This window comes from Bacillus cereus group sp. MG20 (genome assembly GCF_040459885.1).
In the GTDB taxonomy this organism is placed as follows: domain Bacteria; phylum Bacillota; class Bacilli; order Bacillales; family Bacillaceae_G; genus Bacillus_A; species Bacillus_A cereus.
The window spans coordinates 3577566-3590714 of sequence record NZ_JARVHF010000001.1 but is presented as its reverse complement, the minus strand read 5'-3'; the positions used below and the strand labels follow the sequence as shown (position 1 = coordinate 3590714).

Below are 13149 nucleotides of genomic sequence, written 5' to 3'. Positions count from 1 at the left end.
TTTATAATGACTCATGCACTGCACAACGATTTGGGCCAATCTCCATTTCACGCTCTTCTTCCACACTCGGATGAATTTTCCCCATATTCGTTTGACGAATTTCTTCATATGCATTTGGTTGTGGCGGTAAGTTCTCTGTCACAGTTTTACGAAACTCTATTTCATCAACAATATTTAACCCTACATTCTCTTTAAATAGCTCTTGTAAGCTCGCACTCACAATGCCTCTTTCATCCATTTCACTTATTTTTGAATAATGAGCTGGTAAAACAATTAAATCTTGAGACAGTTCCTTATACAGCGTATATAACGTATTTCGTAAATCACTCACCCAATCTTCAGCCTTACCAGCAAGGTCAGGACGCCCAATTGAATCTACAAATAAAATATCACCTGATAATAAATAAGAATCATCTACAATGAATGACGTACTTCCAATCGTATGCCCTGGTGAGTATAACGCGTCAATTTCAATTTTTGTACCCCCCACCGTAATAACAGATCCTTCTACAAGTGGTTCATATGAGAAAACGACTTCCTCGGCATCTTTTGGCGGTAACCAATACGTACCACCTACCTTTTCAGCTAACTTACGTCCTCCGGAAATATGGTCTGCATGTAAATGTGTATCCATTACATTCGTAATCGTAACGCCATGCTCTTTCGCAAACTCCTCATATGCTTCAACCGTTCTTACTGCATCAATAACTGCTGCTTCACCGTTAGAAACAACCATATAAGATAAACAGCCTTTTCCAAGACGATTAAATTGATATATACTTCCTCCGCCCTGTACATCCCCTACTTTTAACGGCTTCACATATTCACTCCAAGCTTTCATACCACCAGCTAAATAATAAATATTTTGTAATCCCGCCTCTGTTAATTGCTCTGCTACAAATATAGAAGACCCTTCTTTTGCACATACTACTAAAACATCTTTATCTTTAGGTAATTCACTTACAATATGATCTACACCATCTAACAAATCAAAGTAAGGTCTATTAATAGAAGAAACTTGTTTCCCTTCAATTTTCCAATCTTCATAATCCGTCTCATTGCGAACATCTAAAATAAATAACTCTCCGAATAAAACTTTCTCTGCCACATCTTTTGCTTGTAACGGTTTAACATTCATTTAATTACCCCCATAGGTATATTTTCGTTCAAAAAAATTTACTTCTCTATATTCCCTTGCCACTCTACCATACCTGGAATGACATTTTTCACATTTAAATAACCTTTCTCATTCAACATTTGGCAAGCTATATCACTGCGATTACCAGTTCGGCAAATAACATAAATTTGCTTCGTCTCATCTAACACTGCGCTGTCTAATTCACCTAATGGTACCGAAATGGCGGATGGAATATGGCCAAAAGCAAATTCCGCTGCTTCGCGAACATCTAATACAATGCTCTCTTCTCCATGAGACAATATAGACTGTAATTCTGCATTCGTAATTGTATGAGGATATTTCACAACTTCATTCACTTCATGCTCGTTTGCTTTCCTAACATAATGCACCAATACATCCCCCTCTTGTTTCGTCCCGATATATTGATGTCCTACTTTACTCGCCCAACTTTTTATATCTACCGTAGATCCTTTATCTGTTGCCTTAACTTCAATCACTTGCCCTGGTGCCAATCCTTCTATCGCCTTCTTCGTTTTCACAATAGGCATCGGACAAGCCAAACCTTTACAATCTAAACTCATATCCACTTTTATACTCATAATCGATTCCTCCACAATCCATATACATATACCTGCAGGGGTATATTAAAACGTTTTTGAAAATCTGTCAACAATTATGTTTGACAGATTATCGGCTTTTTACAAGTAATTGAACAGCTTCTTTAATTAACTCTTCATTTGAACCATTACCACTTTCAAACTGTTCACGCAAACATTGCTCTAAATTCGTTCCAACAACGAGTCCAATTGTACGATCAAGTGCAGAACGAGATGCTGTTAACTGTGTAATAACTTCTCGGCAATCTTTTCCTTCTTCCATCATACGAAGCACACCACGAACTTGACCTTCAATACGTTTCAATCTATTTTTCATATCTTGATTATATTCCATTCTATAATCACCTCATTACCATTATGTCACCATTTATAACCTATGACAACATATTATACCCTGTAGGGTATTTTGTAAACCCCTATTTTTAATTTTTGTCTTATATGTTCGCAAACCAAAAAATAAAACCTTAATCTATAGATTTTCATCTTCCACTAAATCTTGAAGTAGAAGATGAAAAATATCAATATACAACACGTTCTGGCAATACTGTCCCATACAACTTAAAACCACCATCTACATTCTTTACCTTATATCCCTTTTCCATTAACATACGCGCTGCAACATACCCTCTCATACCAAGTTGGCAAGTGATATATATTTCTTTGTCCATTGGTACTTCATCCAATCGATCACGTAATTCATCTAACGGAATATTAATAGAGCCTTTAATCATTCCCTGTTTTAGTTCATTAGGTTCTCGAACATCAATAAGGTACCCACCATTTTCAACAATGTGATCTATTTCATGCCATTGCACTGTGTCCACAAAACCATCTACTATATTACTTGCAGCATACCCCACCATGTTTACTGGATCTTTTGCAGAAGAATACGGCGGGGCATATGATAATTCTAAATCTGGTAAATCGATTACAGTTAAATTTGCCTTCATTGCCGTTGCAATAACATCGATACGCTTCTCTACTCCATCACGCCCTAAAGCCTGTGCTCCGTAAATTTTTCCGCTTTCTTTATTAAAGATTAATTTTATTAGCACTGGCGTAGCATTCGGATAGTATCCCGCATGAGAATTTGCCTGTACATGTACTACCTCATAGGGTATATTTAATCGTTTTAATATTTTCTCATTTACTCCAGTCGAAGCAACTGTTAAATCAAAAACTTTAGCCACAGAAGTTCCCATCGTACCTTTATATAAAGACTCCGTATGACCATGAATAATATCTGCTAACATGCGACCTTGACGATTAGCTGGCCACGCTAAAGGAATCATCGTTTCGGTTTCTGTAACAAAATCTTTCACTTCAATCGCATCACCAATTGCATATACATATGGGTCAGATGTTTGAAATTTCTCATTTACCTTTATCGTTCCTCTAACTCCTAATGCTAGTCCTGCATCTTTCGCTAAACTACTCTCTGGTTGTACACCAATTGCTAAAATAATCATATCTGTTTTTATAAGTGAGCCACTTTTTAAACGTACAACAGTCCCATTCTCTTCTAACGCATCTACACCATCTTCAAAAACAAGCTCAACATTGTGCACCTTCATATGCTCATGTACATATACTGCCATTTCATAATCGATTGGTGGCATCACTTGATTCGCCATCTCTACAAGAGTAACTTCAATCCCACGTTCTCTTAAATTCTCAACCATTTCCACTCCAATAAATCCACCACCAATAACCGTCGCATGACGTGGTTTCTTCTCATCAATATACGCTTTTATACGATCTGTATCAGGTACATTTCGTACCGTAAACAACGCCTTTGCTTCTTCAATGCCCGGAATAGGTGGAACAATTGGTTTCGCCCCTGGTGAAAGAATCAAAACATCATATTCCTCGTTATATGTTTTACCTGTAGTTACATTCTTTATAGTAATTGTTTTCTCTTCTTTATTAATCTTTACCACTTCACTCAATACACGTATATCTAAATTAAAACGCTTTGACATCCTTTCAATAGTTTGTACTAATAATTTTTGTCTTTCTGTAATGACACCGCCAATATAATATGGCAATCCACAGTTTGCAAATGAAATGTATTCACCGCGTTCAACCATAATAATTTCATCTTCCTCACTTAAACGACGAAGCCTTGCAGCTACTGATGCCCCGCCGGCAACTCCGCCTACTACAACTATTTTTCTGGACATATTTTAAACCTCCATATTATTTAATTTTCTCATGTACCACAAAAACCTATACCTGTATGGGTATATGATAGAGTATAAAAAATTTAATTTCAATCAATATGTCTTTCTTTCACAAATTTGAAACAAATAAAAAAGAACTTAGATATCTCCAAGTTCTTTACGAATGAAGCAATCCATCGTTCCATTTTCATACTTCCTATAATCTCTTTGTAAAACTATACTCCATGTTCCCGCCTAGTGCTGCAGCTGTATCACCAGTTTCTCTAAAATCATGTGTATATATTTTTTCAAATGAATCGAAATCTACTTGCTTATAAAATTCAAAACAAGGGAATCCATCATGCTCTCCTTGAATATCAATACTACCATCCTTTTTCACACATACATGTAATAAATAATCTACAGGAGGTGCATATATATTTAATGGATTACTTGCACTCGCACTCATTTTAAATTGCACACCACCAGGATTCCATACGATATTCTTGCACACAATATTTTCAGTACTCGCTTTTCCTGTTCTTTTATTCACAGAACCATCTGGATTCGTAACCTTCTCTGTCGTAATACCCGTGTTCGCATATGAAAACACTTCTTCTTTATAAAAATCCACTACTACCTCTTGCTCAACTCTAGAGCGCATCGCATTTACCGCATACGGTGTGAATTCACGTGAATCACCTTCGAATTGAATTACTTTTCCTGTTTCCATATCCTTCTTAGCCTCAGTCCAAGACATTGGAATAAATACACTGGCTCTAATTTTCACGATATTAGTCATAAGAAACACCTCTATAATTTTATTTTAGATACGGCATAATCTTGAGTAAAACAGCCCACAATCTCGCTATCATAATAAATAGCTTTCTCTTTTACGCTTGCTACTTCCTTCTGAAAAATAGCGCTATATTTACAGCTAGATTATCGTTTTAAAGCTATATTCCATCTCTCCAGCTAGTGCTGCTGGGGTATCATCCGTTTTTCTGAAATCATGTTTGTATATCAATTCAAACGAACCAAAATCTACTTGTTTATAAAATTCATAGCAAGGGAAACCATCATGTACACCTTCAATATTCACAGTACCACTTTCATTAGCTCGTATAGTCAAAAAATAATCAGCTGCAGGTGCTGCTGCGTTTAAAGGATTACTTGCACTTGCTCTCATTTCAAATGAAACTTCATCTTCACTCCATACAATATTTGTACATACAATGTTTTCTGTACTTGTTTCTCCCTTTTGATACTCAATTGAGCCATCTGGATTTGTAATCTTCACGGTGACGATACAAGCATCTGCATATGTGAAAATTTCTCTTTTATAAAAATCAATATTTACTTCTTGTTCTAACCTTGAACGCTTTGTGTTCACAGCTTGTGGTGTAAACTCACGTGCATCTCCAGCATATTCAAACACTCTTCCTGTTGCAGGGTCCTTAATAGGTTCCAGCGATGCATACGGTGCAAATACACTCCCTCTAATTTTCACGATATTAACCATGTGAAACCTCCATTGATTCTATATTATATAAATCATTATTTGTTCTACCAACATAATATAGTCAATTTGATTGACTACAAGTGCGGAGGTTATATACATGGATCAAACATTTAACGAGTTAGATCTTACATCGCTTTTATCATTATCATTTAGCACATTAATCACTGAGCTACATGACAAATTAAGTGAATTAGGATTTGAAGATATTAGGCCAGCACATGGTTTTATGTTCAAACGCATCCTCCCTAATGGGGCAACTGGTATAGAGCTAGCTGAGTATTTAGGGATTTCCAAACAAGCTGTAAGTAAAATGGTGGATTCTCTTGAGAGTAATGGCTACGTTACACGCAAAACACATCCTACTGATAAAAGAGGTAAAATCATCGTTTTAACCGAACGTGGTTTGTCAGTAATGAAAGCTAAAGAAGAAATAGTAGCTGAAATAGAACAGCGATGGATTGAAAACATAGGTGCAGAACGAATGCAAATGCTGAAAGAGGATTTAACAACATTCGTTACTAAAGAAAATACAGAGAAATTATCATCAAATATACGACCTGTCTGGTAAACAAAAAACGAATCCACTTTGATTCATATTTTTCAAAATGGATTCGTTTTTCTATAGGTGTATTAAAAATCATGAATTTCTTTAAATTTTATTCTACTGACTATATTTTTTACACGTTATATAATTCCATAACTCTCTTCACAACCAACTCCGCAGTATTCTCCTCCGGTGGCATCAATAAATTCGTAACCGGTCCATACACAACAGGGCTTAATTCCACTTCATACCCACCATATGAGAATTCTTCCTTCGTTGGTAAATAACCAATATATCCATTCGTATATCCACCAAAGAAAGCTAATTCATTTTGAAGATTCTCTTTCACTTCTAATGCCGTTTCCGAAAAAGGTTCCATCGGTAAACCTGAAAACATACCATCATTAACTTGAAACAATTGCACTTCTAAATCAATACTTAACCGCCGAATACCTTGCCTATATTTCTCTAATACGATAGTAAGCCATTCGTCCGTATTCACGCCCCACTGCTTCTCGGCTAATCGAGCCATGCTTCGTATCTCATCAAATTCAGAAATATCCTTCAACTTCATTTGCATCATACTCGAAACTGTCCTTAGTTTTACAATTGGACTATATGTAACTGTTGGTAACATCGTTAATACATGTCCACTAAGTATGTAAGCCATTTGTTTTAACGCTTCCCTTGAACCGCGATATTTCGCATACACATTTCCAGCGGCACCTTGAACGATAATAACAGGGCCGTTCACTATCTGCTCTAGAATCTCTCTCGTCATTCCAGGATAATCCGCTGATAATTCATCACTATCACCTTTTAAAACATTCGGATGCGCAGTACAAAATACTAAAACCCCAGATAACTCCTTCGTTTCAGCATCTCTTATTGCTAACATACCAATTCGTTTATCTACAACACCATCTATATTTGTTCCCATCTTCGCTTTTCCATCAGATGTTCTCTCTCTTCGATTAACCCCAATATCACCTGTCGTAACACTCCAGCCAACTTCACATCGCTTCAAGTTTTTATTAGCAGTAACAGCACCATGCACTACATTATTTACTAAAATCGTTTTATACGACTTTACTAAAGGATGATCACCGACTGTTTCCGGCCCAGAGTGTGTATGTGTATAAACAACAGTTATTCGCTCAAATGGCACATGAAGCCTACTTGCTACTCGCTCACGAATCATATTCGTATCTTCTACTAACATCCCAATATTATCAATACTTATAAACACAGTTTTCAGTTCATCTTTTTCAAATACAAAAACTGTCCCATAAATACGCTCTTCAATATTATTTATTCCTGTCTCTCTATGATATCCGACAAAATCAATACCTACAGGCGGCGTAATATCAACCTTACATACCCCTACTTTGCTCATTTTAATCGCTCCATTTCTCTATGTAACTCCCTTTTTTCAAGAATAGCATATTTAACTTGGTTCCAAATAAAAAGAACGGACACAGTATCCTATGTCCGTTCTTCCCCTCACACATACTTCCGATGCACCATCTTCCCATCATAAGAAAACACAACGCCCTTACTCTCCACGATGGACTCCATATGCACCGTTCTTCCCCATAGCTGATGAAGATATGGCAATACTTTTTCTAAGTATTTTAAATCGAGCTCGATTCCTTCGTAACTATGTTTAATGTATAATTCTCCGTTCTTTAAGTAGTCTCCATCTTCTACTACTAAATACGGGAACCCACCATTTGTCCGCATATTTACGAGTTGATCACGCACATTTTCCCATTCTTTATCTATTACTTTATATTCTTTTCCTTGGCGCTGGAATAAGTACATATCTTCTCGCATAACAAGATCTTTATTTAAGTAGTTTCTTAGGAACGATACGTCCCATTCAATTTCGCGTACTTCAAACATTTTGTCACGGCCAGATCCTGGTTTTACGCCTCGTCGTTTCATTTCTTCTGTTGGATTGTTGTAACGTTCTTCAATATCTTCAAACATTTTAATACCGAGGTAGTATGGATTAATGCTTGTTTTTGATGGCTGTACAACACCTGCATTTAATTTCGCAAATTCAATTGCTTCATCAGAGGTTAAGTCCATTTCGCGAAGTATGCGTTGATGCCAGTAGGATGCCCAGCCTTCGTTCATGATTTTCGTTTCAAGCTGCGGCCAGAAATATAACATTTCTTCACGCATCATCGTTAATATATCACGCTGCCAATCTTCTAGTTCACGGCTATATTCTTCAATAAAGAGGAGCAAGTCTTTCTCTGGTTGCGGTGGGATCTTCTTCTTTTTGCGTATATTGGATCGTTCTCTCTTTTTGTTTCGATCATCTAAATTCCATAGATCATCGTATTGTGATACCTTTTTCTTTTCTACTTCTTCTAAATCATCAATACTCCACGCAAGTTTGGGACGCATGAGCGACGGGTCAATGTGCTCTTGAATGGCAAGTACGGCATCTAAAAATGTTTCTACTTCTTCTTTTCCGTACTTATGCTCATATGCTTTCACCCGTTCAGCTGTCGCTGACATACTTTCTACCATATCTCGCTTCGTATTTGAAAAACGAATATTATTTTTAAAGAAATCACAGTGCGCTAAAACGTGCGCTACAATTAATTTGTTTTGAATTAAAGAGTTCGTATCTAATAAAAAGGCGTAACATGGATCAGAGTTAATAACGAGTTCGTATATTTTACTAAGTCCTAAATCGTATTGTAATTTCATTCTGAAAAATTGTTTTCCAAAACTCCAATGTGAAAACCTTGTCGGCATCCCATATGCACCAAATGTATAAATAATTTCCGCTGGACATATTTCATAACGCATCGGATAAAAATCAAGCCCAAATCCAGTCGCAATTTCCGTAATTTCCGCAATCGCATATTGCAGTGCTTTATCGTCACTTGCTCTCATTATTTTCCCTCCTTACACTTTCCCTTAAGAAAGTGTATGATGAAGAACAAGCTTTCATGAGGATTGATTGCATAATAAAAAGACACCCTCGTAAAAACGAGAATGTCTCATCTATTAACCTTCAATAATCTCCATCTTCTCCATAATTGGAGTACGAGCTTTTCCTTCTGGTGCTTTATCGAAATAGCCGATATGAAGAATTCCAACGATACGTTGGCCTCTTGTTAAACCGATTCCTTCTATAAATAATGGATTGTAGTTTAATCCGCCTGATTTCCAAACGCAACCTAATCCGCGTTCCCAAGCAAGAAGTTGGAAGTTTTGCATGAATGCACATGTTGCAGCATAATCTTCATCACGTTGAATTTGACGCGGATCTTCATTTATATATACAACGATTTGTGCAGGCGTGCTTAAAAAACGATCTGATAAAATTTTACCGCGTTTCGCTCTTTCTTCTTCTGTGAAAGAGTTTAATACTGCATCTACTAATTTCTTGCGGCCTTCTCCGATGTATAGTTTACAATTCCATGGTTCACGGTGCTTATGATTTGGTGCCCATGTTGCATCATTTAATAGTTCAATTAATAAATCTTTTTCTACTGCTTTGTCTGTAAATGTACGAACAGAGCGCCTTTCTTTAATCACATTAGCGATGGAAGTATATGTAGTCATATTTATCTCTCCCTTATTTTTATCTATATGTATAAGTTTATCGTCAGTATTGATATTGATTTTCAATTTCGATTATACCTTAGTTTTTTACTATTAATCAATGTTTTATGTTGGAAAACTTCTAAAAACGTCATTCCATGCTGTGAATAAAAAAACTTAACTTGTTCACAAGTATTTCACATTTTATGGAAATGATATGTGTACAGTTTTCCACACTATCCATCTAGGAGGAGTTTACATGTACAAAAAAATCGCGGTAAGTATGACTATGGCAGCATTATTATGTGGGATATCCACCTTCCCTACGTCCGCTGCCACACCAAAAGAAGTAACAATGCATCACCATAAACCAATTTCAGAAGAAGAAATGCAGTCGCTAGAAAAACTCGGCTATAACAAACATGAAATTTGGAAAGCTGCTCATATTGCAAGAATCAGTAGACAAGAAATAAAAGGTGTTTTATCTTACTATAAGCAAAATAAATCTTGGGAGAAAACAGCCGAGCATTTCGGTGTAGATCCAAGTAAGCTGAAAAAGCATCATATGAGTAAAGAAACAAAGCAAGCACTGCTACAACAGTTAGCAACTATGCAAAAATCCACACCGGATCAGCTAAAACAAAAAATGAAAGAATATAACATCAAATTGCGTCATCTTACTGTGTTAACAATCATCTCTCAAAAAAGCAATACCCCTCTTGATGATGTATTAAAAATGAAAAAAGATGGAATGGACATTAAACAAATTGCCGAAAAATTAAATGTAAAAAGAGAAGATATACGAGCGGAAATGTTGAAATTAGTGAAGTCTATTAAAGAAAAGAAAACAAATTAACACGCTAAAAAGGAAGAGGTATTCACTACTCTTCCTTTTCTTTATAAACTTTCAACTTTGAAGTATAAATTTCCGTCTTTCCCAAAAACTAACACAAGTAAATGACGTATGTTAGGGGTGAGAAAATGTTCGGTTTATCATCTAAGAAATCAAAAAAGACTAATACAAAAACACTTTGTTCTATTCCAGAATTTATACAAACCATGAAAGAATCAAGCGATTTTGTCTCTTATAACATACTTAAAGATGAAACGTTGTGCTTGTTTTATTATAAATCTGTCGTGGAAGCACTTATTATTAAACAATTCATTTTAACTCCTATAAAAAAGGAATCGGAACAAATTCAAAACATCTCTGATTTATGTAATATCATCTCTATTGAAGACATTATTACCTCCCCTTCTATTGATGATATTCGTGAAAAATTATTAGGTGGATATATTTTAATACGATTAAAAAACAATGCGAATCCTGATCAATATGCTTTAATTCGTGCCGAAAGTACTGTTTTAGGAAAACGATTATATAACGATACAGAAAATGAGTATAGTGTAATCGGGCCTAAAATCGGTTTCGTTGAAAATCTTGATACAAATATCCACTTATTGCGCCGAAATATCGTAACAGAGCAACTCATTTTTAAAGAAGTTACCGTCGGATTTATATCAAAAACGAAAGTAGCAGTTGCTTATATAGAAGGAATTACAAATGAACAATTTGTCAACACCGCAATTCAACGGCTAGAAGACATTGACTTTGATGTCCCATTTGATTCAACTATGATTGAGCAATTTATTAGTGATAATAGCAATTCACCTTTTCCTGTTCTATTACCTACAGAACGATTAGATCGAGCTGTATTTGCATTAATTAATGGGGAAGTTTTAATCTTAACAGATGGCTCTCCATATGCTTTATCAGGACCAACAACGTTACTGGATTTTTTCATTTCACCAGAAGATTATTATTTACCGTGGATGATTGGATCGTTCTTTCGTATTATTCGTTTTTTCGGAGCTATATTTTCTCTTTTTTCCTCCGCTATTTATACAGCGGCTTTAACATATCATTATCAAATGATCCCTGCCGATTTACTAGGTCCTATTATTTTCTCGAGAGCTAACGTACCTTTCCCTCCTATTCTAGAAGCACTCTTTTTAGAAATTACAATTGAATTGCTCCGTGAAGCTGGAGCGCGTTTACCGACAAAAGTCGGACAAACAATCGGGATTGTTGGGGGGATTGTAATTGGCCAAGCATCTGTTGAAGCGGCTTTGACAAGTACAATTTTATTAATTGCAGTTGCTTTATCCGCTCTTGCATCTTTCACAACACCAACAGTAAAGATGTCTTCTACTATCCGGTTGTTACGCTTTCCGCTTATTCTTTTAGCCGGTGCATTCGGAGGATTAGGCCTCGCTGTCGGATTTGTATTTATTTTAGCTCATTTAATTAAATTAAAATCGCTTGGATCACCTTATTTGTTACCTTTATATCCATTTCGTGGTTTAGGTACAGCAGAAGGTTTTCTTCGATTACCATTTAGTCAAACGGCACAAAGACCTTCTTTTCTTAGACCAAAATCAAAATGGCGATATAATCCAAACAAATCGAAGCAAAAACGTGATGGTGAGAATGAATGAAGAAAATTTTATTGCACCTTATTATCATTATCTTCTTCATTTTACAAACTGGCTGTACACAAACGTATATAGTGGATACGCAGCGTATTATTCATGTCGCTGGATTTGACATCACAAAAAACAAAAGATTCCAAGGAACTATTCTCTTCCCAGAGTACACACATGGTGTAAAGTCTAAACCAGAAACTCAATCAACATCTGCCCGTTCACTTGAGACAATCGCTTCACGATTAAATGCAAAATCACCTCACAATGTCGTTGTAGGTCAAATGCGTGTCGTCCTATTTGGAAAGGCTCTAGGAGAACGTGGAATGGGAGAGATTATTACTAACTTACAACGTGACCCAAATATCGGGCGCGATGTACAACTAGCAATTGTAGATGGATCAGCTGAGGAACTTTTAAATTACGGAAAAAAAAATGGATCTTTATACATTGCTGATTTACTTGAACAAAATATCCGAAATGAGAATATTCCACAAACCGCATTAGACATTTTTTTATATAATTACTACTCTTCTGTATGTGATGCCTATGTCCCTTATCTTAAAATGGACGATAATCATTCCGTCGCTGTCAAAGGACTTGCTTTTTTAAAAGGCGATAAAGTCGTTATGTATACGGATAAAAGACATTCTGTTTTAGCAAAATTACTTATTAACCCTACGAAAAATGGACGTTACGAAGCAGCGATAACAAAGGATAAACATAAAGGTATGGTTGTTATACAAAACTTAGCTGGGGAAAATAAGTATGATATAGATCAAACTGGCGACATACCAAAAGTAAAAATCCATTTAAAATTAAATGGATTAATTAAAAACTCTCCAAATTGGATTGATCTAAGAAAAAAAACAAATATCAACTATATAAAAAAACAAATTGAACGAAATGTTGAAAAAGACTGTGAAGATTTAATAAAACAATTTCAAGAAAAGAAAATTGATCCTTTAGGAATACGAGATGAAATTAGAAGCCATACGAGAAAATGGAATATAAAACAAATTCGAAATATGTATCAAAACGTAGCGGTGGATATAAATTTAGATCTTAATATTGTACAATCTGGAATCGGGGAATAGTGAGGTGAAATGAGC

The 13149-nt window shown here is 35.8% G+C and carries 13 protein-coding genes; 4 read left to right on the top strand and 9 right to left on the bottom strand.

Annotation, left to right across the window (positions count from 1 at the left end; all coding sequences use genetic code 11):
- Position 1 precedes the first annotated feature (1 nt).
- The 6 genes from QCI81_RS18390 to QCI81_RS18365 all read right to left on the bottom strand — a co-directional run bounded on the left by QCI81_RS18390 (position 2) and on the right by QCI81_RS18365 (position 5439).
- On the bottom strand, positions 2–1138 hold the full coding sequence (locus tag QCI81_RS18390; protein WP_001101341.1) for an MBL fold metallo-hydrolase: 1137 nt from the start codon (positions 1136–1138) through the stop codon (positions 2–4).
- A 38-nt stretch (positions 1139–1176) separates the two neighbouring features.
- A complete protein-coding gene (locus QCI81_RS18385; protein ID WP_000023953.1) occupies positions 1177–1737 on the bottom strand; it encodes a sulfurtransferase TusA family protein in 561 nt (186 codons plus the stop codon).
- An 88-nt stretch (positions 1738–1825) separates the two neighbouring features.
- Positions 1826–2089 (bottom strand): metal-sensitive transcriptional regulator, encoded by a 264-nt coding sequence (locus QCI81_RS18380; protein ID WP_000456206.1) that lies wholly within the window; start codon positions 2087–2089, stop codon positions 1826–1828.
- Positions 2090–2273: 184 nt separating this feature from the next.
- Complete coding sequence (gene cdr / locus QCI81_RS18375; RefSeq protein ID WP_071731156.1) at positions 2274–3938, bottom strand: CoA-disulfide reductase; 1665 nt, start codon at positions 3936–3938, stop codon at positions 2274–2276.
- Positions 3939–4134: 196 nt separating this feature from the next.
- Positions 4135–4719: a DUF3238 domain-containing protein gene (locus QCI81_RS18370; RefSeq protein WP_071731155.1), complete on the bottom strand. Its 585-nt coding sequence runs from the start codon at positions 4717–4719 to the stop codon at positions 4135–4137.
- A 135-nt stretch (positions 4720–4854) separates the two neighbouring features.
- The gene (locus QCI81_RS18365) at positions 4855–5439 is read right to left on the bottom strand and encodes a DUF3238 domain-containing protein (protein ID WP_000247262.1); all 585 of its coding nucleotides are present in this window, start codon (positions 5437–5439) and stop codon (positions 4855–4857) included.
- Positions 5440–5536: 97 nt separating this feature from the next.
- Here QCI81_RS18365 and QCI81_RS18360 point away from each other — a divergent pair, with 97 nt between their 5' ends.
- Positions 5537–6007 carry a MarR family winged helix-turn-helix transcriptional regulator gene (locus QCI81_RS18360; RefSeq protein WP_063535698.1) on the top strand — a complete coding sequence of 157 codons (471 nt, stop codon included), beginning with the start codon at positions 5537–5539 and terminating at the stop codon, positions 6005–6007.
- Positions 6008–6116: 109 nt separating this feature from the next.
- Here QCI81_RS18360 and QCI81_RS18355 read toward each other — a convergent pair whose 3' ends face one another.
- From QCI81_RS18355 to QCI81_RS18345, 3 genes are all read right to left on the bottom strand, one after another.
- Positions 6117–7379: a neutral/alkaline non-lysosomal ceramidase N-terminal domain-containing protein gene (locus QCI81_RS18355; RefSeq protein ID WP_071731154.1), complete on the bottom strand. Its 1263-nt coding sequence runs from the start codon at positions 7377–7379 to the stop codon at positions 6117–6119.
- A 107-nt stretch (positions 7380–7486) separates the two neighbouring features.
- Positions 7487–8899: a stage V sporulation protein SpoVR gene (gene spoVR / locus QCI81_RS18350; RefSeq protein WP_001202719.1), complete on the bottom strand. Its 1413-nt coding sequence runs from the start codon at positions 8897–8899 to the stop codon at positions 7487–7489.
- A gap of 114 nt (positions 8900–9013) precedes the next feature.
- Positions 9014–9574, bottom strand: a complete 561-nt coding sequence (locus QCI81_RS18345) for a nitroreductase family protein (protein WP_000214818.1) — start codon at positions 9572–9574, stop codon at positions 9014–9016.
- A 238-nt stretch (positions 9575–9812) separates the two neighbouring features.
- Here QCI81_RS18345 and QCI81_RS18340 point away from each other — a divergent pair, with 238 nt between their 5' ends.
- From QCI81_RS18340 to QCI81_RS18330, 3 genes are all read left to right on the top strand, one after another.
- Positions 9813–10409, top strand: coding sequence for a hypothetical protein (locus QCI81_RS18340; protein WP_071731153.1), 597 nt, complete (start codon positions 9813–9815; stop codon positions 10407–10409).
- 125 nt (positions 10410–10534) lie between these two features.
- The gene (locus tag QCI81_RS18335; RefSeq protein ID WP_071731152.1) at positions 10535–12052 is read left to right on the top strand and encodes a spore germination protein; all 1518 of its coding nucleotides are present in this window, start codon (positions 10535–10537) and stop codon (positions 12050–12052) included.
- Positions 12049–13134, top strand: a complete 1086-nt coding sequence (locus QCI81_RS18330; RefSeq protein WP_000722252.1) for a Ger(x)C family spore germination protein — start codon at positions 12049–12051, stop codon at positions 13132–13134. Before QCI81_RS18335 ends, QCI81_RS18330 begins: the two co-directional genes overlap by 4 nt.
- Positions 13135–13149 lie beyond the last annotated feature (15 nt).